The 26,904-nt window shown below is 47.9% G+C and carries 24 protein-coding genes; 5 read left to right on the plus strand and 19 right to left on the minus strand.

Going from position 1 to position 26,904, the window contains the following annotated elements; translation table 11 throughout:
* Window positions 1-35 precede the first annotated feature (35 nt).
* Window positions 36-830: a flagellar motor protein gene (locus AC58UX_RS27555; RefSeq protein WP_497258729.1), complete on the plus strand. Its 795-nt coding sequence runs from the start codon at window positions 36-38 to the stop codon at window positions 828-830.
* Window positions 814-1,635: a flagellar motor protein MotB gene (locus tag AC58UX_RS27560; protein ID WP_497258731.1), complete on the plus strand. Its 822-nt coding sequence runs from the start codon at window positions 814-816 to the stop codon at window positions 1,633-1,635. Before AC58UX_RS27555 ends, AC58UX_RS27560 begins: the two co-directional genes overlap by 17 nt.
* 54 nt (window positions 1,636-1,689) lie before the next feature.
* On the opposite strand, the gene AC58UX_RS27565 is transcribed toward AC58UX_RS27560, so the two are convergent.
* The 5 genes from AC58UX_RS27565 to ftsE all read right to left on the minus strand — a co-directional run bounded on the left by AC58UX_RS27565 (window position 1,690) and on the right by ftsE (window position 7,712).
* Window positions 1,690-2,973, minus strand: a complete 1,284-nt coding sequence (locus tag AC58UX_RS27565) for a serine protease (protein WP_497258733.1) — start codon at window positions 2,971-2,973, stop codon at window positions 1,690-1,692.
* A 121-nt stretch (window positions 2,974-3,094) separates the two neighbouring features.
* Window positions 3,095-4,558, minus strand: a complete 1,464-nt coding sequence (locus AC58UX_RS27570) for a S41 family peptidase (RefSeq protein WP_497258735.1) — start codon at window positions 4,556-4,558, stop codon at window positions 3,095-3,097.
* Between the two features lie 90 nt (window positions 4,559-4,648).
* Window positions 4,649-5,842 (minus strand): murein hydrolase activator EnvC family protein, encoded by a 1,194-nt coding sequence (locus AC58UX_RS27575; protein WP_497258737.1) that lies wholly within the window; start codon window positions 5,840-5,842, stop codon window positions 4,649-4,651.
* A 276-nt stretch (window positions 5,843-6,118) separates the two neighbouring features.
* On the minus strand, window positions 6,119-7,036 hold the full coding sequence (ftsX, locus tag AC58UX_RS27580) for a permease-like cell division protein FtsX (RefSeq protein WP_497258739.1): 918 nt from the start codon (window positions 7,034-7,036) through the stop codon (window positions 6,119-6,121).
* A complete protein-coding gene (gene ftsE, locus AC58UX_RS27585; protein WP_497258741.1) occupies window positions 7,026-7,712 on the minus strand; it encodes a cell division ATP-binding protein FtsE in 687 nt (228 codons plus the stop codon). The genes ftsX and ftsE overlap by 11 nt, the downstream gene beginning before the upstream one ends.
* 216 nt (window positions 7,713-7,928) lie before the next feature.
* Between ftsE and AC58UX_RS27590 the strand changes: the two genes are divergently transcribed.
* The 3 genes from AC58UX_RS27590 to AC58UX_RS27600 all read left to right on the plus strand — a co-directional run bounded on the left by AC58UX_RS27590 (window position 7,929) and on the right by AC58UX_RS27600 (window position 11,137).
* Window positions 7,929-9,362 (plus strand): VanW family protein, encoded by a 1,434-nt coding sequence (locus AC58UX_RS27590; RefSeq protein WP_497258743.1) that lies wholly within the window; start codon window positions 7,929-7,931, stop codon window positions 9,360-9,362.
* A 113-nt stretch (window positions 9,363-9,475) separates the two neighbouring features.
* Window positions 9,476-10,246, plus strand: coding sequence for a DUF1700 domain-containing protein (locus AC58UX_RS27595; protein WP_497258745.1), 771 nt, complete (start codon window positions 9,476-9,478; stop codon window positions 10,244-10,246).
* Window positions 10,247-10,249: 3 nt separating this feature from the next.
* Complete coding sequence (locus AC58UX_RS27600) at window positions 10,250-11,137, plus strand: DUF4097 family beta strand repeat-containing protein (protein ID WP_497258747.1); 888 nt, start codon at window positions 10,250-10,252, stop codon at window positions 11,135-11,137.
* 67 nt (window positions 11,138-11,204) lie between these two features.
* On the opposite strand, the gene argH is transcribed toward AC58UX_RS27600, so the two are convergent.
* From argH to fliS, 14 genes are all read right to left on the minus strand, one after another.
* Complete coding sequence (argH, locus tag AC58UX_RS27605) at window positions 11,205-12,620, minus strand: argininosuccinate lyase (protein WP_497258749.1); 1,416 nt, start codon at window positions 12,618-12,620, stop codon at window positions 11,205-11,207.
* Between the two features lie 103 nt (window positions 12,621-12,723).
* Window positions 12,724-13,962, minus strand: coding sequence for an argininosuccinate synthase (locus AC58UX_RS27610; protein WP_057312757.1), 1,239 nt, complete (start codon window positions 13,960-13,962; stop codon window positions 12,724-12,726).
* A gap of 39 nt (window positions 13,963-14,001) precedes the next feature.
* Window positions 14,002-14,961: an ornithine carbamoyltransferase gene (argF, locus tag AC58UX_RS27615; protein ID WP_497258751.1), complete on the minus strand. Its 960-nt coding sequence runs from the start codon at window positions 14,959-14,961 to the stop codon at window positions 14,002-14,004.
* Window positions 14,962-14,991: 30 nt separating this feature from the next.
* The gene (gene argD / locus AC58UX_RS27620) at window positions 14,992-16,188 is read right to left on the minus strand and encodes an acetylornithine transaminase (RefSeq protein ID WP_497258753.1); all 1,197 of its coding nucleotides are present in this window, start codon (window positions 16,186-16,188) and stop codon (window positions 14,992-14,994) included.
* 28 nt (window positions 16,189-16,216) lie between these two features.
* Entirely contained in the window at window positions 16,217-16,987 is a 771-nt protein-coding gene (gene argB, locus AC58UX_RS27625) for an acetylglutamate kinase (protein WP_497258960.1), read from the minus strand.
* 74 nt (window positions 16,988-17,061) lie between these two features.
* Window positions 17,062-18,288, minus strand: a complete 1,227-nt coding sequence (argJ, locus tag AC58UX_RS27630; protein ID WP_497258755.1) for a bifunctional glutamate N-acetyltransferase/amino-acid acetyltransferase ArgJ — start codon at window positions 18,286-18,288, stop codon at window positions 17,062-17,064.
* A gap of 31 nt (window positions 18,289-18,319) precedes the next feature.
* A complete protein-coding gene (gene argC, locus AC58UX_RS27635; RefSeq protein WP_497258757.1) occupies window positions 18,320-19,369 on the minus strand; it encodes an N-acetyl-gamma-glutamyl-phosphate reductase in 1,050 nt (349 codons plus the stop codon).
* A 508-nt stretch (window positions 19,370-19,877) separates the two neighbouring features.
* Window positions 19,878-20,750: a YitT family protein gene (locus AC58UX_RS27640; RefSeq protein ID WP_497258962.1), complete on the minus strand. Its 873-nt coding sequence runs from the start codon at window positions 20,748-20,750 to the stop codon at window positions 19,878-19,880.
* 111 nt (window positions 20,751-20,861) lie between these two features.
* A protein-coding gene (gene prfB, locus AC58UX_RS27645) for a peptide chain release factor 2 (RefSeq protein ID WP_497258759.1) occupies window positions 20,862-21,975 on the minus strand; the annotation gives its coding sequence in 2 pieces (ribosomal slippage) (window positions 20,862-21,902 and window positions 21,904-21,975; 1,113 coding nt in all).
* 54 nt (window positions 21,976-22,029) lie between these two features.
* Window positions 22,030-24,549 carry a preprotein translocase subunit SecA gene (gene secA / locus AC58UX_RS27650; RefSeq protein WP_497258964.1) on the minus strand — a complete coding sequence of 840 codons (2,520 nt, stop codon included), beginning with the start codon at window positions 24,547-24,549 and terminating at the stop codon, window positions 22,030-22,032.
* Between the two features lie 286 nt (window positions 24,550-24,835).
* On the minus strand, window positions 24,836-25,384 hold the full coding sequence (hpf, locus tag AC58UX_RS27655; RefSeq protein ID WP_497258761.1) for a ribosome hibernation-promoting factor, HPF/YfiA family: 549 nt from the start codon (window positions 25,382-25,384) through the stop codon (window positions 24,836-24,838).
* Window positions 25,385-25,553: 169 nt separating this feature from the next.
* Complete coding sequence (locus AC58UX_RS27660) at window positions 25,554-25,751, minus strand: cold shock domain-containing protein (RefSeq protein ID WP_028556842.1); 198 nt, start codon at window positions 25,749-25,751, stop codon at window positions 25,554-25,556.
* A 413-nt stretch (window positions 25,752-26,164) separates the two neighbouring features.
* Window positions 26,165-26,494: a flagellar protein FliT gene (locus AC58UX_RS27665; protein ID WP_497258763.1), complete on the minus strand. Its 330-nt coding sequence runs from the start codon at window positions 26,492-26,494 to the stop codon at window positions 26,165-26,167.
* Window positions 26,487-26,870, minus strand: a complete 384-nt coding sequence (fliS, locus tag AC58UX_RS27670; RefSeq protein ID WP_497258765.1) for a flagellar export chaperone FliS — start codon at window positions 26,868-26,870, stop codon at window positions 26,487-26,489. The genes AC58UX_RS27665 and fliS overlap by 8 nt, the downstream gene beginning before the upstream one ends.
* Between the last annotated feature and the right edge of the window lie 34 nt (window positions 26,871-26,904).

The following is a 26,904-nucleotide window of genomic DNA, read 5'->3' on the forward strand; positions in this document are numbered from 1 at the left end:
CTATTCTTTTTATGCTAATTAGGAGTGGTACAGTCATGGATTTGACAACGGTATTAGGATTACTATTAGGTCTTGTAGGTTTAATTGGCGGGTATGTGTGGGATGGTGGTCATATCAACTCCTTGATCATCCCCAGCGCCATGCTCATCGTGTTCGGCGGAACCTTCGGTGCAGTCGCCATCAGCTTCCCTGGTTCTATTTTAGCCAAAATCCCCCAAGCACTCGGCATTGCCTTCAAGCAAGTCAAACGAGACCCTGCAGCAACGATTAACGAAATTGTTGATATGGCCTCTATCGCGCGCAGAGAAGGTGTACTTGCCCTAGAGCAACGAGCTCAGGAGCACGAGAACCCGTTCTTGAAAGACGGCTTGCTTATGGTGGTAGACGGAACCGATCCAGAGCTAACTAGACAAATTCTAGAACTCGAAATGGACGCCATCGAACATCAAGTTAACAATATGGCAAAAGTATTCGAAGCCGGAGGCGGATATGCGCCAACGATGGGAATTATCGGTACGGTAATGGGACTTATTCACGTTCTTGGGAACTTGGAAAACCCTTCCACTCTCGGTCCTGCGATTGCTGTTGCTTTCACAGCTACTCTCTATGGTGTTATGAGCGCCAACTTAGTTTATTTGCCAATCGCCAATAAAATCAAAGTCCGCGGAACCGAAATGGTTAGCGAAATGGAGTTAATGCTTGAGGGCATCCTTGCCCTGCAAGCTGGTGAGAACCCGCAGCTCATCAAGAAAAAACTGAATTCCTTCCTCCACGATAAATCAGTGAAAAAAGCTGTAGAGGAGGATGACATGAATGCCGAGGCGCGGTAAGAAGCACGAAGAACATGTTAATCATGAAAGATGGCTTATTACTTACGCTGACTTAATTACACTGTTGCTTGTATTTTTCATTATTATGTATGCGATGAGTAAAGTGGATGTTCAAAAGTATGCCGTTTTGGCGCAAGCCTTAAACCTCCAGTTCCAAAAAGCTGACTCCATCTTGGATAAAAACCATGGCATCAGCGGCTCAATGACCCCGAAACAAGGGGATGCGGACAGTAAGGACAAGGATTACACCCAGAAGAATCAAGACGAGCAGAAAGAAGAGCATGACAAGACAAAGCCTGAAGACAGTGAGAAAGAAAAGCGTGAGAAAGAACTTCAGGATCTTCTGAAGCAAGTACAAGCCTATATTAAGGATCAAAATTTAGAGGCGCTAGTATCCGCCAGCGATACGGAACGCGGAGTGGCGATCACGCTCAACGACTTATTCCTGTTCGATTTGGGAAAAGCCGATCTGAAGGCGCCATCCTTCCCGATTTTGCAAAAACTCGCTTCGCTCTTCCCTACCTTAAAGAGTAAGGTAAGTATTGAAGGGCATACCGATGATTTGCCGCTTGCACCAGGATCTCCATTTAAGGATAACTGGGGGCTCTCATTTGCCCGCTCCCTCTCCGTACTTCGCTATTTCAGCGACACGGCGAATCTGGACGATAACAAGTTCATTGCTACTGCCTATGCGGACACGATGCCCAAAGTGGCTAACTCCAGCGATGCCAATCGCAGTAAAAATCGCCGCGTTGAAATCATTGTGCTGCGCAACGATATTGCTCCGACAGCGCCGGCTCAATAAAAATAAAAGCCCTACTTCCACTGCACCAGTGGAGGTAGGGCTTTTTACTTTGATCTACATGGACTTCGTCGAATTATTAGGCAATAAGCCTGTCAATTTGCTTCGCATATAGTTGAATAGATGCATCGGACGCTGTTCTAAGAAGTACAGCACGTCTTGATCCGGCGCCAGAATAATGCCTAATTGATGATGGTCACCGGCAAAAATACCTCGCTTCAGGAAGCGCACTTCGCCTTGATCATTCAGAATCTCCAGACGACAGAAGGCGGAGTTGATCCCCATAGCCGCGTGCAAATCTGTCTTCGTCTTAATTTTGAACCCGTTGACCTTATGAATGATCTCCCCGATCCCAACGCCTAGCTCCTCAGCAGGACTATTTGGAACTACAGAGAGCACCATAAGTCCACGCTCCGAGTGGATGTAGAAAGGCGTCTGCTTGCCTTCTACCCATTGGTTATAGTACAGCAGCCCTTCATGCAAAAGAATGCTGAAAATCGCGCCTAGCAGCACTAGCGGCGTCCAGTAGTGTGCAGCAACTGCCGCACCTAGCAAGATAAGTCCGTACAGGTAAAGCAGCTTCGCGCTAGAACGAGCCTGTTTTTGCGGCAACTTGGAAATCGTCAACTCGGTGAACCCAATCATCGCAGGGAATGCGAGCATCGTCCAGCCAGCACTCAAGTTGGCATCAAACAACGTTAGCCATGGCAAGCCCAGTTCGCTCCCGCCAGCCATCGGCACTAAGAGAAACAATGGAACAGGCCAGAACCCTTGCAGTTGCTGCCCGCCAATCATTTGCCCACGCTTTCCTTCCAGGAACAGCGGAGTTGCCATTCGCGCACCTTGAAACCCGACAAGTACGCCCTCTAAGAGATGAAGCACGCCGACAATCACTAACAAAGATGGTATATCCGCACTCGCAATGGTCTCGAGCAGAGTATACGACTCGCGTAGACTCTCTGCATTAGGAAACCAAGAGAAGACCACCTGTGCAATTCCTAAAATCCCTACTGCATAAGCTAGGCACAAGAATCGGATCCGGAATATCATCAAAACAACTGTAATAATCCAAAGTACGAACACTACATTCAGCTCGATGTTTACCCCGACGAAAAGAAGCAGAATCGAAGCCCCCAGGCCGCCTATCAAGCCCCAGAGAACAACACGCCAAGTTTCGTTCAACAAGGAATGAAGTCGTGTGTGAAACAGCTTCCGCTCCAGTTGAATTTGCTTTCTATAATGTAAAACAATAAAGACAATACCTATATAGTAAAAAGGATTCATAAACAACTGCCCTACAGCCAGCAGCATTCTATCCGCGATTTGAAACCACACATCCATACGAATCTAGGCTCCTCGGTTAAAAGAAATAGGAAGGCCGCCTCAGCAACCTTCCTACAGTATTTCGACTGTTCTTGCTTATTTCCTGCCGCTCTGAACAATTTCCATTAACTAACGGTCATTATTTCCCGAGCTGCTTCTGAATTTGAAAGACCGCTGCTTTCAATTGCGAGTCATTCTTCGGATCGCGAATTTGCGCTAAAATCGCTTTTTCGATTTTGGCCGCTGTATCCGCATCGACCTCACCAGTCACCGGCAAATCATTCGTCCGTTGGAACGCTTTGACGGCTAGGACCGTTTTTTCGCTGTAATAGCCATCTGTCCGCTCTGGATTGAAACCAATGCCAGCAAGCATCAACTGCAAATTCTTCACATCATCGCTATTGTTATCTTGCTTAAGCACTTCTTTCTTCGTAAGCGGCGCTGCCTTGAAGTAGGCAGGCTGCTCGATCGGGATATCCGGCGTAATCCCTTTTTTGTGAATCCAGTTGCCATTTGGCGTCAGCCATTTGTACACGGTCATCTTGATATTGCTGCCGTCGCCCATTTCCTTCTCGAACGTCACTTGAACCGTCCCTTTTCCATAGGACGTTTCCCCAACAATTTTACTGCCTACCGCTTCTTGGAACGCGCCTGCTAAAATCTCCGATGCACTCGCGCTTCCTTTATTGATTAACACGGTAACTGGGTAATTTTTGCCTTTCCCTGTGGAAGGCGTTGGCTCTCGCTTACCGTCGCGATTTTCCACTTGAAGGATAGATGCTCCACTCTTCACGAATGGATTCACGATATCAACAACGACGTTCAATAGACCGCCTGGATCATTTCGAACATCGATGACAAGCCCCTTCATCCCTTTGGACTCCAGATTTTTCAGTTCCTCTGCAAAACGTACCGCCGTGTTCGAGGAGAACTGACGAATCTCGATTTTACCAATCTGATCCTGCATCATTTCACCGTAGACCGTTTCAACATCGATATTGTCTCTCACCACGATGACTTGTACCGGATCTCCAGTTCCTTGGCGCAATAAGTCCAGCTTAGCTTGCGTTCCCTTCGGACCGCGAATTTTCATGACCGCTTGATTCAACGTAAGCCCGTCCAATTTATCGCCGTTCACAGCGAGTACGACGTCTTTGGATTGAATACCCGCTTTTTCTGCAGGTGAGCCCTTGATTGGGGAAACGATCACGAATTTGCCATCCTCCAGCGACACCTCAGCCCCGATGCCTTGGAAAGAAGACGTTATACTCTCATCGAATTGCTTGGCTTCCTTCTGATCCATATAAACGGAAAAAGGATCTTCCAATGATTCCAACATGCCATTAATAGCGCCATTCACGAGTTGATCATGATCAGGCTGCTTCAAATACTTGCTCTCAATCAGCTGAAACGTCGTTGCGATTTTGTTTAAATCCTTGCTTGAAAGTCCGGACGAAGCCGATACCGAGGCTGCGTTACCGCCGGTTGGCTGCTCCTTTTGTCCCCAAGTAAAGGATGAATCGACAAGCGTTAGCGTTACAATACTGCTAGCAAACATGGCTAACAAAACAAATACAATGACCGTGCGACCTTTAAACTGCAAGACGATTCACATCCTTTATCCAAAAACCAATTTGAGAGGCTTGTTTATAGTATATGACAAGCCCCTCCATATTTATGAAAAAACCTCAATCTATCTCAGGTACGGTTTAGGATCGGTGGGCACTTCATTTTTCCTAACTTCAAAATGTAAGTGATTGCCTGTAGACTGTCCCGTGGAACCTACACCAGCAATTTTCTGACCGCGCTTAACAACATCCCCGACTTTAACATAGATACCTTCGTTCATAATGTGCCCGTATAACGTCCAGAGTCCATTTCCATGATCCACAATGACGCAATTCCCGTAGCCGTTCATCCATGAGGCATAAATGACAGAACCGTTCTCAGCAGCCAGAATTGGGGTACCTTTCGCGGTCCCTAAGTCAATGCCTTTATGGTTCTCGGCTCGCCCTGTAACAGGATTAATCCGCCCAATAAAATCAGATGTGATTGGCGCTGCTACCGCCAACGGATATCCAAGCTTTCCACCCGAGTAGGTAAAAGGAGACTTCACATTCGCTGCAGCCCGCTTCTTCGCTTGCAAATCCGCTTCTTGCTTCGCCAGCTGTGTGATCATTCGGTCGCTTTCTTCTGAAATCTCTTCCAGTTCTTTCTCTTGCTTGGAAAGCGAGGCAATCTTCACTTCCTTCGCCTTTTCCTTCGCTTGCAAATCATCTCGCAGCGCATCCGCTTCCGCATACAGCACCTTTACGTTCTCAAGCTGCTTCTCGGTGTCTACCTTTTTCTTCGCTACAGTCTCTTTATCTTTCAAATTGGACTCTAGTATTTCTTTATCTTGATTGACAATCGCTTTCAAAGCCTCGACCCGATTCAAGAAATCAGAGAAGCTCGTTGCGCTCAGCACGACGTCCATATACGAAACAAAACCGTTCATATACATCAAACGAACGCGGGATTTCAGCATATTATCGCGGCTTTCTACGCGTGCCTCGGCTTCATCCAATTGCTTAGCGCTCGTTTCTAACGCCACCGACACTTGGTCAATTTGCTCGTTCAACTGTGTCAGTTTTTTGCTGGCTTCATTGACTTGATTGACCAGCGCATTCATATCCTTCGTCGTTTGGTCCTTCTCTGACTGGACTTTCGTGATTTGATTCTGGGCGTTATTCGCCTTCTGCTGCGCTTCCGCCTTCTGCTTCTTGAGCTGTGTCAACTGCTGATCGATCTTCTCCGTTGCCGAAGCGGCATAGCTCGCTGCATGCGGTATGGTAAGCGATATGGCCATTCCTATTGTCAACACGACAGGTAGAATCTTCTTCTTCAAGCACGTAGCCTCCCCATTTTCAAGCGTTTAATGCGGCATGTATGGTTTGAATCAATTACGTTCTGAGTCTAGGAAACTATATTTCTAGGAGTCTATGAATCTTTGAAAATGAAAAAACGAAAGAAACAAAATAAACGGCTACGCCGTCCCTTCGAGGACGGTAGCGTTTATCAAGAAATATAAGACATTTTAGTAAGTGAAACTAATAAAGTCTTATATTTAGATGAAAAAGGAGGCCAGAGGAACACTCTGCCCCAGTTTCATTCAAGCTTTCCGCTATACGCGGAGGAATTTTCTTACAGAGATGAGGGAACCCCATACCCCAATCACGATACCTAAGCCAATAAGAAGCACAGTCATCGTTGGCGCAATATTCTCGAAAGGTGTTAATTTAATCATCAACAAATTTAAATTCAATGAGCTTAGGTTGAGTAGCTTCCAATATCCTCCAAGAATAAGGGCTGTTGGGACTGCCGATCCAATCAAACCAAGCAACGCGCCTTCTATGAAAAACGGCCAACGAATAAAGGAATTCGTCGCACCCACAAGCTTCATAATTGAAATTTCCCGCTGTCTAGACAAAATCGTCACTTTGATCGTATTCGCAATCAGGAATACCGCTGTAAAGGAAAGCAGTACAACGATGCCAATCCCGATCCAACGCGCAATCTTTGTTACTTTGAATAAGGCTTCGACCGTTCCTTTACCATAATTAACTTTGTAAATAGGCTTAGGATCCTTGCCGATGTTCAGCGCAGAGATTTGGTCGGCCACATTTGCGACATTGCGCGGTTCGTCCACTTCAATCGTGAACGCATCATTCAGCGGATTGTTATCTCCCTCGAAACCGTCCAAGAGTGCTTTCCCGCTATCGCCGAGCTTTTCGCGCAAGTAGACTAGTCCCTCTTCCTTGGAAACGAACTTAATCGTTTTCACTTCAGGGATCGCCTGGATTTGCGTTTGGAGCAGAGTGACTTGATCCTGCGGGGTATTAACCTCGAGGTACACATTGATCTCGACTTGTTGCTCAATTTGAGTAGCTACATCATTTACATTTAACGTAATTAGGACAAAAACACCAAGTATAAACAGAGATATCGCAATGGAGCTTATCGACGCGAACGTCATCCAACCATTCCGTACGACATTTTTCGTACCCTCTCGCAGATGTCGAGAAGCTGTACTAATCTTCATAGCCATATTCCCCCCGTGCTTGATCGCGAGCAATAAGGCCGTTTTCAATCGCAATGACGCGCTTGCGCATCGTGTTTACGATCTCTTTGTTGTGCGTAGCCATGACAATCGTGGTTCCGCGGAAATTAATTTCTTCCATCAGCTTCATAATGCCCCACGACGTTTCCGGGTCCAAATTTCCTGTCGGTTCATCGGCGATAATGACGGATGGGCTGTTAATTATTGCCCGGGCAATGGCAACACGCTGCTGCTCACCGCCTGATAACTGCGATGGGAGTGAGTTTGCTTTGTCCTTTAGCTTAACAAGCTCCAGAACCTCCATGGTGCGTTTCTTGATTTGTTTCTTAGGTGCCTCAATAACTTCCATGGCGAACGCAATATTTTCAAAAATAGATAATTTCGGAAGTAAACGATAGTCTTGGAAAATTACGCCGATATTACGACGCACATAAGGAATTTTACGTTGTTTAAGCTTTTCTAAATTGAAACCATTAACGAAAATTTGACCTTTCGTTGGTCTTTCTTCTCTATACATCAACTTCATGAAAGTAGATTTACCTGCGCCTGAAGGGCCAACCACATACACAAATTCATTGCGGTCCACTTTTACATTAACGCCTCTTAATGCATGAGTCCCGTTGGCGTATGTTTTCCATACGTCCTGCATTTCGATCACAATATCACATCCTAATTATATAGATAGCCTATATCCATTCGACACAAAAGGTGAAAATCCTTCTAAATCCTCTCGAAAATCATGTGGAATACCGTCATTATACCATGGTTTGTACATATTTTAGCCGAATCAGGATTATGTACTAAATTGGTACTGAGATTGATACATATAGAGAGACAGGCCGTATCACATTCGTATGTAAAGGAGTGGCTCTTCATGACACGCTCATTCAGAAACCCCATCCTCTATTTCTCGGTCGCTCTTGGCTTGCTAGTCCCGTGCGGCATTGCGCTCTATATATATGGATCTCAATCCACCTTTTCCAAGAATGTCACGATTGCTGGCTGGCGCGTAGGCGGAATGTCCTATGAAACTTTTCAATCCGAGTACGAGCAGCGCTTGAAGCGACTGGCATCCTTCCCCGTACTTCTACACACGTCCTACCCGGATATTCCAGCGAAAGAGCTGCCCCTAGAACAACTAGGCATTCGTTATGACAAAAGCGTACTCACCCAATCCCTCCAGCAATTAACGAGCGGCTCACCTTTCAAGCGGGCCAAAGCGCGCTGGACCCTGCGGAATGCGAAAATTCCGTTGAATGTCTCGGTCGACTCCAATCAACTTACAGCGACGGTCAAGGCGACATGGAAGGATCTCTATAACAAACAACCTGTTGCCGCCAAGCGTCTCCTCAAACCTCAAGATCAAGTTGCTTACGAACCCGAGCGAAATGTGTTACGCATTGATACCGCGCACTTGCAAGAGCAGCTCCAAAGCATCGCCCCCAGCCTAGGCACCTTAACGCATACAGCACCACTTGGGCTGTCTTTACCGACGTACGAGCTGAGCCCCTCTGTCACGCTGGCAACCTTGAAGCAGCAAGGCATTGATGGCAAAATATCCGAATTCACAACCGTCTTTCCTACGTCAGGAGCAGGGCGGGTTCATAATATACAGGCAACCGCTACGTCCATTCAAGATTACTTGATGGCGCCAGGCGATACGTTTGATTACAGCAAAATCATCGCACAGACAGAAGCCAAATTCGGCTACAAGGAAGCACCGGTCATCCTCAATGGCAGCTTAGTTCCAGGGATCGGCGGCGGTATATGCCAAGTATCCTCGACACTGTACAATGCCGTCTTGCGCAGCGGTCTCGAAATTGTGGAGCGACGCAATCATTCACTCCCTGTCAACTACGTCCCTCTCGGGCAGGATGCTACATTTGCAAACGGCTATATTAACTTCAAATTTCGAAACAATACGAATAGCTATGTGTGGATTCGCACTCTAACCACGGATTCGGCGGTTACTGTGAAGCTTTTCGGCCACCAGACGCCCAATATCAGCTATGACATTGATTCGAAGGTTGTGGAAACGATTCAGCCCTCGATCAAATATGTGAACAATCCAAGCTTACGTCCTGGCTTAGAACGTCCAATCAGCATAGGGAAGCCCGGCTATAAGGTTGAAACGTATCGGACCAAACGAGAAAACGGGACAATCGTCAGCAAAGAGTTGATCTCCAAAGATCAGTATTCAGCCGTACCTACCGTCATCGCGGCCAACCGCAAAGACATCCAATCGGAAGATCCTGCCCCAAAACAGCCAATGGTGGAAGATGGCGTGAGTACACTCGCTATCCAATGATAAACAATAAATGTGATGAAATCATGAAGGTCATGTGACTGTAGTTACTACGTCATTATGACTTTTTTCTTTTATGATAAGACTAACGAAAGAGGATTGAAGGAGGCATAACGATGAGCAAAGTAGATTATTTCAAAGAATTAAACTATCGCCTGCGCGGTCTTCCTGAGAAGGAGCGCCAAAATATATTAAAAGTATACGAAGAGTTATTCCAAAAAGCCGTTGAAAATGGCAAGCACGAAGACGAGGTTTCACAGTCTCTCGGTTATCCGCGCGTACCGAATTGGGATGCGCAGAAAGAGGCTCCTCCCGTACAAGAGCGTTCAGCGAGTACGTTTGAAGTTGATTTGACCAAAGCGGAAGAAATTCCTTATGGAACTGAAGAGCAGGAAGAAACAGCTAACCCATACATCAAGCAACCTGAACCGGTCATCGCACCTAAAATCCCTGTACAAGCACATGAGCCATGGGAGCCTCCTGCTTATACACCACCGCAAACCAATTATCCGCCTGTGTATAACACGCCTTACCCACCTCCTTACCAGGCAGCTAAGCCAGAAACGGGAATTAAAGCGATCATTATCTCGATTATGCTCGGTTTCTTTAATCTCATGTTCGTCGTTGGTCCTTGGTTTGGGGTGTGCGCAGCGTTGATCGCGCTGTTTGCTTCGGGCTTTGCCCTGTTGGTCGCACCTGTCATCGGCGTGCTCACCAGCTTAGCGGGAACCACGGGCAGTGACTTCCAATTCATTTCATTCAGCTTGCTCGCCTGCTTCGGCTTAGGCATCATCATCACTACACTTAGCACGTGGATGCTCAAGCAGTTCTTCAAGCTTAGCTGGAAGTACATCCAATTCAACGCGAAACTGATTAAGGGGGTTTAAGCCATGCAACGTAATGTAAAATTTTTCTTAACGACTGGCTTTGTCTGCCTTGCAGTAGGCCTGATTGGAGCAGCTGTATCCTTCCAGTCTTTAGATTTTGAAACTGGCGTGTCAACGATTGATGTTGAGAAGAAAATCGCCGCAGCCAATATCGACACGCTCATTATTAATGATAACATCACAGGCATCACTTTCGTGCCTACCAATTCGGATGAGATTAGCGTTCGTTTAGTAGGTGCTGCGCGTTCCCAAAATGCACAGAATTGCACCGTAGAAGCCACAACAGAAGGCTCGAATACATGGCGAGTTGATGTATGTACGAATAAAAAAGCCCATATCGACTTCGGATTTGATCTCACTGAATTTAAAAGCTTATTTAGCGGTCAACGCCTTCGTTTACGGACAGAAGTGAGCCTTCCTGATAAAATGTACAAAGCGATTACGGTGAGCACGGATACAGGCAGCATCTCCTTTGAGGAAGTCAAAGCAGAGAAGCTAACCGCGAGTACAGATACTGGTATTATTACCGTTGACCGATACGAAGGGAAAAATATTAATCTGCAAACTGATACAGGCAGTATCCATCTGAATGACGGTCAGGGTAATGTGAAGCTCAGAACTGATACGGGGACGATTAATGCAGCGCTTCGAGAACTGGGTGATACGGTTTCCATGGAAACCGACACGGGATCTGTACGCCTGAAGGTTGACCCCACACCTACGGATGCCAGCTTTGATCTAAGTGCAGACACGGGTAGTGCGAATCTCAATTTGCCAGGCGTAACGGTTCAACGAACAGACCACAATAAGGTAAAAGGTACGATCGGTAATGGCAGTAAAAAGGTTACGGTTCGCACGGATACAGGTTACATTGAGGTTAAAGGTCGCTAGGCAATGCAAAAAGCTCTTCTCGAACATCCTACAAGGATGACGGGAAGAGCTTTTTTATTAGCGAAACTTATTTGCTTTTCTCTAAAAAGTCATGCAACCACGCCTGCGACTCCGCCAGCACTTGCTCTGCGCGACCAATGGCCTCGCTCACTTGATTGCTCGCCGTACCGCCGTAAACATTACGCGCGTTGACGACTTGCTCTGGTTGAAGGACCGCATAAATATCGGACTCGAATAGCTGGGAGAACGTTTTGAACTCCTCGATGCTCATATCTAGCAAGTATTTTTTGTTTTGGATACAGTACAGAACGGTTTTGCCGATCACTTCGTGCGCTTGACGGAATGGCAGACCCTTGTTAACCAAGTAATCCGCGATATCTGTCGCGTTGGAGAAGTCTTGATTCACAGCTTGGCGCATACGATCCGTATTCACCTTCATTGTTGACACCATCGGTGCAAACAATTGCAGTGCCCCTTGCAGGGTACGAACTGTATCGAACATGCCTTCTTTGTCTTCCTGCATGTCCTTGTTGTACGCCAGCGGCAGCGACTTGAGCACGGTCATCAGACCGAACAAGTTGCCATAGACGCGGCCTGTTTTGCCACGGACAAGCTCCGCTACGTCCGGGTTCTTCTTCTGCGGCATGATTGAGCTGCCGGTGCAGAACGCATCATCGAGTTCGATGAACGCGAACTCGGTCGAAGACCAGAGCACCATTTCCTCGCTGAAGCGAGAAAGGTGCATCATGATCATGGACGCGTTAGAAAGGAACTCCAGGATGAAATCGCGGTCGCTGACCGCATCCAGGGAGTTCTCGTACACGCGTCCGAACCCGAGCTGCTCCGCCACAAAATGGCGGTCGATCGGGAAGGTCGTGCCCGCGAGCGCGCCAGCGCCGAGCGGCAGCATGTCTACACGCTTGTAGCTGTCCTGCAAGCGCTCAAGGTCACGCTGGAACATACTGACGTAGGCCATCAGATGGTGTGCGAACAAGATCGGCTGCGCACGCTGCAGATGCGTATAACCTGGGATAATCGTATCCAGATTAGCCTTCGCTTTCTCAAGCAAAGCTTCCTGCAGCTTGATCAGCAAGCCAACGAACTCCACCACGCGCTTGCGCAGGTAGAGATGCATGTCCGTAGCCACCTGATCGTTACGGCTGCGGCCCGTGTGCAGCTTACCGCCGACAGGACCGATCAGGTCGATCAAGGCTTTTTCGACATTCATATGAATATCTTCATTCTGAATCGTGTACTCCAGCTCGCCACGGCGAATCATGCCCTGCACTTGCAGCAAGCCGTCTTTGATTTTCTCTACGTCTTCTGCAGGCAAGATGCCGCATTTGCCCAGCATCGTCACATGCGCCAAGCTGCCTTCGATATCTTCCTCAGCAAGCTCTTTATCAAATGTAATCGAAGCCGTATATTCTTCGACCAATTGGTCGGTTTGCTTCGTGAAACGTCCACCCCAAAGCTTTGACACCGTGTATGACCCCTCTCATTTTTCCGAATTTCTTACGGCACACCTTCGCGCCGCTCTGAATAGCCCAAAGGCTTTCCTCGAGGGAAAGCCAGTGTTTAAGCTCTTATTTCTTCGCGTTTTGTTCCACGCCGGAACCTACTTTTAAGCGCAGCGCATTCAAGCGGATAAAGCCAGTTGCATCGCCTTGATCGTAAGCTTTCGTAGGATCAGCTTCCATTGTCGCGATATCCGGGTTGTAAAGGGAAACTGGGCTTTTCACGCCAGCTCCGATTACGTTACCTTTGTATAATTTCAAACGAACTGTACCGGATACGTTCTTTTGGCTCTCGGACACAAGCGCTTGAATCGCTAAACGCTCAGGCGCGAACCAGAAGCCATTATATACAAGAGATGCATATTTCGAAATTAGGGAATCACGAAGGTGCATAACGTCGCGGTCCATCGTGAGGGATTCCATTTTGCGGTGAGCAGTGAAAAGAATCGTACCGCCCGGAGTCTCGTACACGCCGCGGCTCTTCATGCCGACGAAACGGTTCTCAACCATGTCCACACGGCCAATGCCGTGTTTGCCGCCTAGTTCGTTCAACGTTTCCATCACTTCTAGTGGGGAAAGCTGCGTTCCATTGATCGCTACGCAATCACCAGCAGCGAACTCAAGCTCAATGTATTCCGCTTGGTCCGGTGCATCCTCAGGATCTACGCTCAGCACGAACATATCTTTGTTCGATGTTGCTGATGGATCGAACCACGGATCTTCCAACATGCCGCTCTCGAAGGAGATGTGCAGCAAGTTGCGGTCTGTCGAATAAGGCTTCGCAGCGGATGCCGTTACCGGAATGTTGTGCTTCTCCGCATAAGCGATCATCTCTGCGCGGCCCGGGAACTGCTCGCGGAACTCTTCCAAACGCCAAGGTGCGATCACAGAAATCTCAGGCGCTAGCGCTGCTGCCGTAAGCTCGAAGCGTACTTGGTCGTTACCTTTGCCTGTTGCGCCGTGAGCAATCGCCGTTGCGCCTTCAGCGCGCGCGATTTCAACCATACGCTTCGCGATCAAAGGACGCGCGATGCTCGTGCCAAGCAAGTATTGCCCTTCATAAAGAGCAGCCGCTTGGAACATCGGGTTGATGAAATCTTTCGCGAACTCCGCGCGAAGATCGTCGATGTAGATTTTGGATGCGCCGGTTGCAAGTGCTTTTTCTTCCAAACCGTCAAGCTCATCCTTTTGACCGATATCCGCTGTGAAAGCAATGATTTCTGCGTCGTAAGTTTCTTTTAACCATTTGAGGATAACTGATGTATCCAAACCGCCTGAATAGGCGAGTACGATTTTTTCCTTAGCCATGTCTCTTTTTCGCTCCGTTTCTACTCTCTCATTTAAAATTTATATCATTGTCGCGGCCATAATAGCCTTTTGCGCATGAAGACGATTCTCTGCTTGGTCGAAAATAATGGAATGCGCGCCGTCGATGACGCCTTCGCTCACTTCTTCCCCGCGGTGGGCAGGCAAGCAGTGCATGAACAGGTAATCCTGCTTCGCATATTTCACCAAAGCCTCGTTAACTTGATAGTTTTTGAACGCGATTTCGCGCTCCTGCTGCTCGGCTTCTTGACCCATGCTCGCCCAAACATCCGTGTAGATGATGTCAGCATTCTCAACCGCTTCGCGCGGATCGCGCGTAACGAGCAGGCTTCCGCCTGTTTCAGCTGCATTTTCCTTGGACTGGCGAATCACTTCTTTATCCGCATCATAGCCTTCTGGTGAAGCAATGGCGAAATCCATGCCTAACTTGCTAGCTCCCATCATCAGGGAGTGCACCATGTTGTTGCCATCGCCGATATAGGCAACTTTGATGCCTTTCAAGCGGCCTTTTTTCTCCAAAACCGTCTGATAATCCGCCATCACTTGGCAAGGGTGTGCATGGTCTGTTAAACCGTTAATGACAGGCACTGTTGCGCCACGAGCCAAATCGATCACCTTGCGGTGCTCGTACGTACGAATCATGATGCCGTCCAAGTAACGGGACAACGTTTGAGCGGTATCCCATACCGTCTCTCCGCGGCCCAGCTGCAGATCATTTTTGCTTAGGAAAAGCGCTTGGCCTCCCAGTTGGTACATCCCCACTTCAAAGGAAACACGCGTACGCGTGGAGGACTTCTCAAAAATCATGCCCAGCGTTTTACCCGCTAGTACGGCATGCGGCTCTCTTGCCTTCTGCTTACGTTTCAATTCAATCGCATACTGAATCAAATATTCCAATTCTTCCGCTGTATAATCAACCAAAGCAAGAAAATCTTTGCCCTTCAACTGGGCAGCCAATTCTTCCTTGACCAAGCTATTCATGTAATCCGACCTTTCTTCGATAAACTCCGGTTATACGCCGCTGATGGTGGATGCCTTCTGGGAGAGGACACCGCACACGACTTCTAACGCTTGATCTAAATCTGCTTGTGGTATCGTTAACGCTGGCACCAAACGAATCACGTTAGGACCTGCTGGAATTACCAATACACCTTGCTTGTGAATTTCGCTAATGATTTCGCCCGCTGGCTGTGCACATTCAATACCAATCAAAAGTCCAATACCACGAATGCTTTTCACTAACGGGTTGCCCGCCAGCTTGCTCTCCAGCTGCTTCACTGTGTATTCGCCTAACTGAGCTGCACGTTCTGACAATTGATTGTCGAGGATGGTGCTTAACGTCGCATGAGCTGCTGCTGTCGCAATCGGTGTGCCACCGAATGTAGAACCGTGACTGCCTGCGCTGAACGCTTCCGCCAAGTACCCTTTAGCCAACATGGCACCAATCGGGAATCCACCGCCAAGACCTTTGGCCAATGTGAAAATGTCCGGCTCTACCCCATAATGCTCATAGGCAAAAAGCTTACCTGTACGTCCTACGCCCGTCTGGATTTCATCTGCAATCAGAAGCAGGTTATGCTCTTTGCACAGCTCAGCCAACTGCTTCACGAACTCCGGATCAGCCGGCAATACGCCGCCTTCCCCTTGTACGAATTCCAGCATTACTGCGCACGTACGATCGTTTACAAGACTACGAACTGATTCAATATCATTGTAGTTCGCATAGACAAAGCCTTCTGGAAGCGGAAGAAAGCCTTCCTTTACTTTATCCTGACCGGTCGCTGTTAATGTAGCTAGTGTACGCCCATGGAAAGACATGTTGAACGTAATGATCTCGTATTTCCCATTGTTCAGCACCTTTTGCGAGTAACGACGTGCGATTTTGATCGCTGCCTCATTCGCCTCCGCTCCTGTGGAACAGAAAAACACAGCATCCGCACAGCTATTGTCTGTCAATAAACCAGCCAACTTTTCCTGATTCGGAATATGAAATAGATTGCCCACATGCCACAGCTGATCCAACTGTTCGATCAATTTCTCTTTCACCGCTTGTGGTGCATGCCCAAGAGCTGCAACGGCGATTCCGCTCATCATATCGATGTATTCTTTGCCTGTGTCATCCCATAGTCGGCTGCCTTCACCTTTCACTAGCGTAATTGGATATCTGGTGTAGGTTGGAAATAACGAGCTTTTTCCTTGTTCTGTCATGTACATTCCCTCCTTATGGGTTATTGAATTACCGTACAATGCGCGTGCCGATGCCTTCGCCCTTCAATACTTTGCTTAGTACGTTAGGTTCCGAGCCGTTCACGATAACTACTTCTTGCACTTGCCCTTGTATACAAGCAATCGCTGCACGAACCTTCGGGATCATGCCGCCATAGATGTCTCCACTTGTGATCATTTCTTCGATTTGCGCTACGCTGACAACAGGAAGCACTTGCTTCTCGCCATCCACGACTTTCATAATGCCAGGCACATCCGTTACGACGACCATTTGTTCCACACCGAGGTGGGAAGCCACTGCACCCGCCGCCGTATCGGCATTGATGTTATAACGTTGACCGCCATCTGCGCCCAGACCAACTGGTGCAATAACGGGAATGTAGCCCATGCCCACGATCCCTTGGATCAGCTCAGCGTTCACTTTCGTTACATCGCCGACTAAACCAACTTCATGGCTGTTCGCAACAGGCCGCGCTTCGATCAAATGTCCATCCACACCGGACAATCCAAGCGCTTTTGCACCCGTTAGTTGGATACGGCGTACGATTTCTTTGTTAATCTGACCGGATAGGACCATTTCAACTACGTCCAGTACTGCTTCATTGGTCACGCGTAACCCGTTGACAAAGCCGGACTCAATGCCCAGCTTGCCGAGCGTATCCGAGATCGCAGGTCCGCCGCCATGCACGATAACCGTGACGATACCCTCTTTCTGAAGCTGACGCATATCTTCAAAAAAACTACTAGGCAGCGCCGCAAGCGTGCTACCTCCGCATTTCATGACAAAGCAATTGTTCTTCACTGCTCTTCCCCCTAAAAGTTTTGCCTAGCAAAACTAGCTTCGTAAGCATGTGCTTACGTCCGATATGCCGCATTAATGCGCACATAATCATAGGTCAAATCGCAGCCCCAACCCGTTGCTTTGCCTTCGCCCATATGTAAATTCACATGAATTTGAATCGTATCTGTTTTCAAATACACAAGCGCTGCTTCCTCGTCGAACTTCACAGGACGCGATTGCGTAAGCACCGCGATATCGCCTAGGCGAATATCGACCGTGTTCACGTTTACTGGCTGCCCAGAGTAACCAACAGCTGCAATGATCCGGCCCCAGTTCGCGTCAGCGCCGTATACAGCGGACTTCACAAGGCTAGATCCGATGATCGACTTGACGATCTTACGAGCTGCATCGTCGCTCTCCGCGCCGATCACCGTCGTCTCGATCAGCTTCGTCGCGCCCTCGCCGTCACGTGCAATCGCTTTGGCGAGGTATTCGCCAACGTACTGGAACCCAGCCGCGAAAGCATCCCAATCCGGGTGCCCCGGATGCAGGGAATCGCCGCCGGCAAGCCCGCTTGCCATCACCACGACCATGTCGTTGGTGCTTGTATCCCCGTCAACCGTGATCATGTTGAACGTGTTATCTGTAATCCTGCTCAGCAACAGCTGCAGGTATTCGCTCTCAATCGCGACGTCAGTTGTCATGAAACCGAGCATTGTCGCCATGTTCGGGTGAATCATCCCCGAACCCTTAGCCGCTCCGGCAATGTGAACCTCTTTGCCGCCAACCACAACACGAACGCACGTCATCTTCTGCACGAGATCCGTCGTCAGGATCGACTGGCAGAAGTCCTCGCCGCCGTCTAGCTTCAACTTCGCTGGCAGCTGCTCGATGCCGCTCAGCACTTTACCCATCGGCAGAAGCTCGCCGATCACGCCCGTGCTCGTCACGCCGACGTGGTGCTCCGCCACGCCAAGTGCCTTCGCACTTGCCGCGCGCATGGAACGCGCGTCGTCTTCGCCTTGCTGCCCAGTGCACGCGTTCGCGTTGCCACTGTTGACGATCATCGCCTGCAGCTTGCCGCTGTGGGCGATGCTTTCCTGCGTCACGCGCAGCGGTGCCGCCTGGAACGCATTCAGCGTGTACACGCCTGCCGCTGAAGCAGGTACATCACAAAGGATCGCGCCAAGATCATAGCGCTCCGTCTTCTTCAATCCGCAGTGCAATCCGCCAGCGCGGAAGCCTTTCGGTGTTGTTACAGTGCCCTCTGGCACAACTGTAAAGCTAACTTGGTCCGACATGGTCGACTGTTCACCTATCCTTATCTTCTAGTTATGGATATACCGGTGCGAACAACAACCCTGTCGTTTCGTCCCAGCCTTGCATAATATTTAAGTTTTGAATCGCTTGACCTGCCGCGCCCTTCACGACATTGTCGATGACGGAAACGATCGTTACGCGCCCTGTGCGCTCATCCACAGAGAAACCGATATCGCAGTAATTGGAACCCGCGACTTCCTTCGTTGAAGGATATTTCCCGAGCGGACGAATCCGCACGAATTTGCGGCCTTCATAGTACTGGCGGTACTTCTCGATAAACTCTTCAGCTGTATGTTCACCTGTTAGCGTGGCATACATCGTCGCCATAATTCCGCGTGTCATCGGCACAAGGTGCGTCGTGAACGTCGTCACAACCGGTTTCCCCGCAATGCGGCTCAGCGCTTGCTCGATTTCCGGGATGTGCTGGTGTTTATTTATTTTGTAAGCCGATAAATTCTCATTCACTTCGGAGTAGTGTGCGCCTAAGCCCAAACCGCGACCTGCACCGGAAACACCCGATTTAGCATCAATAATAATCGTCGCTGGATCGATCCATCCCGCTTCAACCGCAGGAATAAGACCAAGCAGTGTCGCTGTTGGATAACAGCCTGGGTTCGCGATCAGATCGCTGCCCTTCACTTCGTCGCCGAACACTTCGGAAAGGCCATAGATGGAACGAGCCAAAGCTTCTTCGGAAGCGGCCGGTTTTTTGTACCATTTTTCATAGTCGCTAGCCGACTTCAATCTCAAATCCCCTGAAATATCAATGACCTTCAGGCCCGCTGCAAGCAGCTTCGGCGAAAGTCCTGCGCTCACACCTGCTGGTGTGGCCAAGAACACAACGTCCGCTTTGCTTGCGATGAGATCGACATCTAGAACGTCGAGGATATCGACAACAATTTCCTGCAAATGTGGAAAATGCTCCGCCAGTGGCGCTCCTGCATTCGAAGTTGAAATAACGGATGTAATATGTACATGTGGATGCGCCTGCAAAAGACGAATCACTTCCACACCACCATACCCTGTAGCACCAATAATAGCCGCTCTAATACTCTGACCCATGTCCCATGACCTCCCGATGTTCCGAAAATATATGTATTATTATACATTCGTATACATAATAATTCAATGAATATTTTTGCTGGTGATTTACCGCATTTTTCGCTTAATAGCAAGGTATTTCAAGGGTTTTACGGATCGAAACTCGCCGCCTTTATATTCACAGAATAGTCTGACTATATTCAGTCTTATGCACAATATGCATCATTTTCGTGTAATACGTGTATGAGAAAATTTGTGCAGTTCACACAGCTTCCTTCCACCTCTCATCCCTTTGCACGCTATCCATTATCCCAAACTCTCTAGCAAAAAGGCAAATTATGTTTATTGACTGATAGTTATTCACATAATTACCTACATGCTGTGGACAATTTTAATGGTTATACACAGATTGCCAACAAGTTATCCACATTTAGCACAAAAAAGCCCCGTTACACTTCGGCTTCTCCACATTCGATTGCAGATACCTGAGCATAACTAGAGGCTTATCTTGATGTTATCCACCCTTCGACTAGGCGTGGTGTTTAAATCCTTCTCCCAACACTTCATTCGTCTCACTCAAAATCACAAAAGCTTGCGGGTCCACAGATTGCACCAGTGTTTTCAGGCGACTAACCTCATTCTGTTTCACGACGACCATCATCACTGTTCGTGATTCACCTGTGTATCCGCCTGCTCCGCTGAGCTCTGTTAAGCCGCGATCCAAATCGTACAAAATCGCCTTCCGAATCGCATCCGTATGATCTGAAATTATAAAGGCCACTTTGGCATAGTTGAAGCCGATCTGTACGATATCAATGGTCTTCGTTGTGACATACAAACCGATCATCCCGTACAACGCGTTCTCTGGGGTAAACACTAGCGCTGAGCTAATAATGACGAGTCCGTCGAAAATGGCGACCGAAAAGCCGAGGCTTAAGCCTGAATATTTATGCAGCATTTGAGCAGCCAAGCCCAACCCGCCTGTGGATCCACGTCCTTTGAACACGATACCTAGCCCCAAACCCACACCGATCCCGCCATATACAGCAGCTAGTAGTGGATTATGTGTAGGAACGCCAAGGTGGCTGGTGATGAGTACACAGAATGGGAAAATGACCGATCCTACGATGGCTTTAATGCCGAATTTCTTCCCCAGTAACCATATGGCTAATAGTAAAATCGGGATATTGAGCGCCCACTGTGTGTACGCGGGGTTAATTTTGGTGACTTCCTGCAAAATGGTAGATATCCCCGACACGCCGCCTGTTGCGATTTGGTTCGGGTTTAAAAAGCTGTTAAAGCTAGCCGCCATGATTAACGATCCGACGATCAGCAGTATGTATTCGAATGCGGTGTGGCTAGGACTTCCTATCTTGATACGCGGTTCTCTTCTGGACACAATTGGTCCTCCTTCGTCACATGAAAAATCCTACACCTATTAGGTGTAGGATCAACGTTAATGATGCAATACATGCACAGCCGACAAAATCAGCTTGCTTATCTTTTTACCTGATTACTCTGGCTTACGAATTTGATGGCGCAAATACGCGTCGATAAAGGTATCGAGATCGCCATCCATGACGGCTCCAATGTTTCCTGTCTCTGCAGCGGTTCTGTGGTCCTTCACCATGCTGTACGGGTGGAAAACATAGGAACGAATCTGGCTGCCCCAAGCAATATCCGACTGCTCGCCGCGAATCTCGGCGAGGTGCTTCATTTGCTCTTCGATCTTCCGCTCGTAGAGCTTGGATCGCAACATCTTCATCGCTTTCTCGCGGTTCTTAATCTGCGAGCGCTCTTGCTGACAGCTCACCACGACACCAGTCGGAATGTGCGTAATCCGCACAGCCGAGTCCGTGGTGTTAATGTGCTGACCGCCGGCGCCGCTCGCGCGGTACGTATCGATCTTGAGATCCTCGGAGCGGATCTCACCTACTTCGGTGTCGTCTTCGATCTCTGGCATCACGTCACACGATGCGAACGAGGTGTGACGACGGCCAGAGGCGTCGAACGGCGAGATCCGAACTAGCCGATGCACGCCCTTCTCTGCCTTCAAGTAGCCGTAGGCGTTGAAGCCTGTGATCTGCAGCGTGACACTCTTCACGCCGGCTTCGTCGCCGGGCAAATAGTCGAGTACCTCGACTTTGTAGCCCCGCTTCTCCGCCCAGCGGCGGTACATCCGCAGCAGCATCTCTGCCCAGTCCTGCGACTCGGTGCCGCCGGCGCCTGGATGCAGCTCGAGAATGGCATTCAGCCGGTCATACGGCTGATTGAGGAGCAAGCCGAGCTCGAAGGACTCGAGCTTCTTGATGAGAGCCGCGATGCCCACTTCGATGTCTTTGACGAGGCCAGCATCGCTCTCTTCCTCTTCCAGCTCGACCATGACCTGCAGGTCATCGAAGCTATTCGTGAAGCCATGGAACTCATCAACGACGCTCTTAATGGCGTTGAGGTCCGCGATGGTCTTCTGGGCACGTTCGTTATCGTCCCAGAAGTCCGGCGCTCCCATTTTTTCCTCATAATCCCCGATCGCTTCTAGCTTATGATCTAAGTCAAAGAGACCCCCGTAATTCGGTTAGTCGCTTCGCTGTTTCTCTTAAGTCTTGTTTCACTTCTGGTTCTAGCATGTCTTACACCTCGTTTATTCTGCTTACATGTGCCTAGACAAGTTGTTTCAATGCTTACATGCCTTGCCCATGGCATTGCTTGAACTTCTTCCCACTGCCGCATGGACATGGGTCGTTGCGTCCAATACGCTGCTCTTCCGCGCGTACGAGTGGCTTTTTGCCGCCTGCTTCATTCTTCGTGTCAACTGCTTGACCTTCTGCTACCGCTTGACGCTCAAGGTTGCTCTGTACGTGTGCTTTCATGATGTACATCGCGACTTCTTCACGGATGTTGTCGATCATCTCCTGGAACATCTCGAAGCCTTCGAATTGATACTCACGAAGTGGATCTGTACCGCCGTATGCACGTAGGTGGATACCTTGGCGCAGCTGATCCATCGCGTCGATGTGATCCATCCATTTGCTATCAACCGCACGAAGTGCTACGACTTTTTCAAATTCACGCATGAATTCTGCGCCAATTTCCGTCTCACGCTCATCATAACGTTTGCTGACAAGTGCTTTGATTTGCTCAATAACCTCATCCTGCTCTTTGCCCCACAGATCTTGATCTGTGATTTGAGCATCGTCATGAAGCAAGTTATTGTTCACAAAGTTCGCAACTTCTTGCAGTTCCCACTCTTCCGGAATCGTTTCTTCAGGACAGTGCGCTTTCACGATACGCTCGATCACAGCACTGATCATTCCTTCAATAACCTCGCGGATATTCTCGGACTCCAGCAGCTCGCGGCGCTGTTTATATATAATTTCACGTTGTTGATTCATGACATCGTCATATTGAAGGACGACTTTACGCACGTCGAAGTTGTTGCCCTCAACGCGTTTTTGCGCGGATTCAACGGCACGGGAGATCAGTTTGCTCTCAATTGGCTGATCTTCTTCCATTCCCAGACGATCCATCATGGCCATAATATTTTCAGCACCAAAACGTTTCATCAATTCATCCTCTAGGGAGAGGTAGAACTGTGAGGAACCAGGGTCGCCTTGACGTCCTGCACGTCCACGCAGCTGATTATCAATCCGTCTGCTCTCATGACGTTCTGTACCTATGATATGCAAGCCGCCTGCTTCGTGTACGCCTTGACCGAGCATAATGTCGGTACCACGGCCCGCCATGTTCGTTGCAATGGTTACGGAACCTGGTTGGCCTGCACGTGAAACGATTTCCGCTTCTTCCGCATGATACTTGGCATTCAAAACTTTATGTTGAACACCTTTCTTCTTCAGCATTTCCGAAAGTTTCTCAGAGTTCTCAATCGATACTGTACCTACTAGTACCGGCTGATTCTGCTTGTGACGCTCCACAATTTGCTCAACAACGGCTCTGAACTTACCGTTCTCTGACTTATAAACCACGTCTGGTAAATCTTTACGGATCATTGGACGGTTCGTCGGAACGATAATAACCTCAAGGCCGTAAATTTTCTTCAACTCTTCTTCTTCCGTCTTCGCTGTTCCCGTCATTCCCGCTAGCTTGCGGTACATACGGAAATAGTTCTGGAACGTAATCGTTGCAAGCGTCATGCTCTCATTCTGAACTTTCAGCTGCTCTTTGGCCTCAATGGCTTGGTGCAACCCATCACTATAGCGACGGCCTGTCATAATACGACCTGTAAATTCATCAACGATCATGACTTCTTCTTCTTGAACGACATAATCTACGTCACGTTTCATAATGAAACGCGCTTTAAGCGCTTGTGTAATGTGGTGGTTGATGCTTACGTTCTGATGATCGAATAAGTTCTCGATACCAAACGCACGCTCCGCCTTCGCCACACCTTCTTCAGTAAGCGCAACAGCCTTCACTTTGATGTCGATCGTGTAATCTTCTTCTACTTCCAGCTTCGCTACAAAACGGTCAGCTGTAAAATACAATTCTGTCGATTTCGCCGCTTGTCCAGAAATAATCAATGGCGTTCTCGCCTCATCGACTAGAATGGAATCGACCTCATCGATTACTGCATAGTACAGAGGACGTTGAACCATCTGCTCTTTGTACAAAACCATGTTGTCGCGCAGGTAGTCAAATCCGTATTCGTTATTCGTACCATACGTAATATCACAAGCATAAGCGGCTTGCTTCTCTTCATGAGACAAGTCGTGCAAGTTAACCCCAACGCTTAAGCCGAGGAACTCATAGATTTGTCCCATTTCGCCGCTATCCCGCTGTGCCAAATAGTCATTGACGGTTACAACGTGTACACCTTTACCTAGCAAGGCATTCAAATAAACAGGAAGTGTTCCAACAAGTGTTTTCCCTTCCCCTGTTCTCATCTCCGCGATACGGCCTTCATGCAGCACCATACCTCCAATGAGTTGAACGTCATAATGACGTTTGCCTAGCACACGCCAAGCCGCTTCCCTAACAACTGCGAAAGCCTCTGGCAATAAATCATCAAGTTCTTCGCCTTTCTCAAGGCGTTCTCTGAACTCTATTGTTTTCGCTTTTAACTCTTCATCGGACAGCGGCTTAATGCCAGCTTCAAGCTCGTTGATGTAGTCAACGGCCTTGAGCATCCGTTTAATCTCCCGTTCATTGGAATCACCAAAAATCTTCTTCACTAGTCCTAGCATCGGTGAACCCCTTTCCCTTGCGTTCGTATCCTTAAATTGTACCACTTATGACAGTCTTGTCGCAACAAACGTGCAATCTATTCCCAATAAAACCTATATAAATAGGACTTAGAAACCATGCTTTCCCGTATTTCATAGTATGAAATGGAGATGCTACTAACATGCATACTAGCTCGATGATTTCTTTCTTTAAAGGAAAAAGCTTAATCCGATGAGATCGAATTAAGCTTACGTGATCAATTTTGTATAGGAATGTTGATAATTTATTAGGCAATTTACTTCTGCATTACATCGCTGGTTCGATTAGGCCGTACTTGCCGTCGTCCCGTTTGTACACAACGTTGACCGTGTCTGTTTCCATATTGGAGAAAACAAAGAAGCTATGACCCACCAGATTCATCTGGAGAATTGCCTCTTCCACGTCCATCGGCTTCAAATTGAAGCGTTTGTTACGTACGAGTTCAAAGTCCTCTTCTTCTTCCACATAGGAAGCTGCTGCGACCTCTGCTCTGAACAAATCACGTTTGAAGCCATCTTGGCGAATTTTACGATTCGTTCTTGTTTTGTGCTTGCGAATTTGACGTTCTAATTTGTCCACAACCAAATCAATGGATGCGTACATGTCGGAGTTACGCTCTTCTGCTCGCAGTAGCACGCCGATTAGCGGAATGCTGACCTCGATGGCCTGAAGACCTTTAACCACACTTAGCTTTACTTGTACATCGGATGTAAGGGGAGCTTCAAAATACCTCTCTAGTCTATTCAACTTCTTGTCGACATAGTCTCTGAGGGCTTCAGTAACTTCAAGGTGTTCTCCGCGAATGCTAATTTCCATAGTTAAACATCTCCCTTCCTGCTTACATTATACTACATTCCACTCCATCTTCATAATTCCTTTAAATACCGCTCTAAACTTTTTAGGCAAAATACAAAAAAACACCCCAGGTTCATGCCCCAGGGTGATGTTCGTAGGTGTATGCGATGGCACAACGCGTGCCAAATAATTATAGTCTGCTTACGTTTGCAGCTTGTGGTCCGCGCGCGCCTTCTACGATATCAAACTCAACAGCTTGACCTTCGTCTAGCGTTTTGAAACCTTCGGACTGAATCGCTGAGAAATGAACGAATACATCCCCGCCATCTTCACGCTCGATGAAACCATAGCCTTTTTCTGCGTTAAACCATTTTACTTTACCTTGCATAACGTACACATTCCTTTCGTTTTGAAAAATATAAAATGATAAAAGTAAGTAAATGAAAACCCTTACATTTTGACTATACCACCGATCTGCTTGACCTGTCAATTTCTAACTTTATCGGAAATTAATATTTCTGAAAATTCAAGTATTTACAAGCCGTGGATAACTGCGTAATTTGTAGAATCCTGTCGTGGCGGGCTTCTTTACACTTTATTAACAAACTTATTCACAGGTTTATGCACATTGTCCACAGGTTCAGGAGAGAGAAATATGGATAACTCGAGATGAAATGATCTATTTATTCACATGCTGGGGCTGGATTGTATTGTTTATCCACGGGTTTCTTCTGGCTGCTTAGGAAAACAGGGGATAAAAGAAAAAACCTATTGCCGCGGCAGTAGGTTTCTGTGGATAGGTTACTTCTTTTTGTCGAAGAAGTAGCTTTCTTGTGCATAGGGTTGCTCATACGCGTTGTTATGCACACGAGCCCGTTCTATTTTATCGATGCTGCTCTTGGCTTCATCCTTTAAATGCTGCATCCGTTTCACAATCGCCTCATCATGTTGGAGAATTTCCTTAATCACCAGCTTTTGCTGATCACTATAACTCCGATTCATCAATTGCAATTCATTAATAATGAGTTGTCTGTCCTCAACAAAACTCGCTAGCTGCTCATAATCCATCTGTTCCAGCTCTTCGATGATTTCTTGCGTTATCCGATGTAGCGTCTGGAGAAGCTTATCCATGTTTCGATGCTAAAGAAAGCTTCGCGGCTTCAACCCACGTTTCTTTCAGCTCTACTAGATAGCCTAAAACTTCCTCGGCGGATTCCACTTGCTTCTTTGTATTCGCTTCAACTAAGCGGAAGAGGAAATAGTCATACAAACGTAGCAACTCGTCTGCTATAGGTGCGTTCTTATCTAAAGTGATAATGAACTCTTGGATGATATCTTGAACTCTCATTAAATAGTTATTCGCATCTTGATAGTTCTTTTGAGTGAGCGCCTCAATTGCCTGTTTACAATATCGGATCGCACCGTCGGATAACATGATAAGCAGCTGAGTTGGGCTCGCTGTTTGAATTGAATTTTGCATATACTTATTCTGCTGCGCCGAAATCATGCAAATACCTCCTAAATTCTTATCTTATTCGCTT

This window comes from Paenibacillus sp. J22P90 (assembly GCF_059692195.1).

Coding starts and splice junctions, on each gene's coding strand:
- AC58UX_RS27555 (WP_497258729.1), top strand. CDS start 36: ATGGATTTGACAACGGTATTAGGATTACTATTAGGTCTTGTAGGTTTA.
- AC58UX_RS27560 (WP_497258731.1), top strand. CDS start 814: ATGCCGAGGCGCGGTAAGAAGCACGAAGAACATGTTAATCATGAAAGA.
- AC58UX_RS27565 (WP_497258733.1), bottom strand. CDS start 2,973: ATGGATGTGTGGTTTCAAATCGCGGATAGAATGCTGCTGGCTGTAGGG.
- ftsX (WP_497258739.1), bottom strand. CDS start 7,036: ATGAAGATTAGTACAGCTTCTCGACATCTGCGAGAGGGTACGAAAAAT.
- AC58UX_RS27590 (WP_497258743.1), top strand. CDS start 7,929: ATGACACGCTCATTCAGAAACCCCATCCTCTATTTCTCGGTCGCTCTT.
- AC58UX_RS27595 (WP_497258745.1), top strand. CDS start 9,476: ATGAGCAAAGTAGATTATTTCAAAGAATTAAACTATCGCCTGCGCGGT.
- AC58UX_RS27600 (WP_497258747.1), top strand. CDS start 10,250: ATGCAACGTAATGTAAAATTTTTCTTAACGACTGGCTTTGTCTGCCTT.
- AC58UX_RS27610 (WP_057312757.1), bottom strand. CDS start 13,962: ATGGCTAAGGAAAAAATCGTACTCGCCTATTCAGGCGGTTTGGATACA.
- argF (WP_497258751.1), bottom strand. CDS start 14,961: ATGAATAGCTTGGTCAAGGAAGAATTGGCTGCCCAGTTGAAGGGCAAA.
- argD (WP_497258753.1), bottom strand. CDS start 16,188: ATGACAGAACAAGGAAAAAGCTCGTTATTTCCAACCTACACCAGATAT.
- argB (WP_497258960.1), bottom strand. CDS start 16,987: ATGAAATGCGGAGGTAGCACGCTTGCGGCGCTGCCTAGTAGTTTTTTT.
- argJ (WP_497258755.1), bottom strand. CDS start 18,288: ATGTCGGACCAAGTTAGCTTTACAGTTGTGCCAGAGGGCACTGTAACA.
- argC (WP_497258757.1), bottom strand. CDS start 19,369: ATGGGTCAGAGTATTAGAGCGGCTATTATTGGTGCTACAGGGTATGGT.
- secA (WP_497258964.1), bottom strand. CDS start 24,549: ATGCTAGGACTAGTGAAGAAGATTTTTGGTGATTCCAATGAACGGGAG.
- hpf (WP_497258761.1), bottom strand. CDS start 25,384: ATGGAAATTAGCATTCGCGGAGAACACCTTGAAGTTACTGAAGCCCTC.
- AC58UX_RS27660 (WP_028556842.1), bottom strand. CDS start 25,751: ATGCAAGGTAAAGTAAAATGGTTTAACGCAGAAAAAGGCTATGGTTTC.
- AC58UX_RS27665 (WP_497258763.1), bottom strand. CDS start 26,494: ATGGATAAGCTTCTCCAGACGCTACATCGGATAACGCAAGAAATCATC.
- fliS (WP_497258765.1), bottom strand. CDS start 26,870: ATGATTTCGGCGCAGCAGAATAAGTATATGCAAAATTCAATTCAAACA.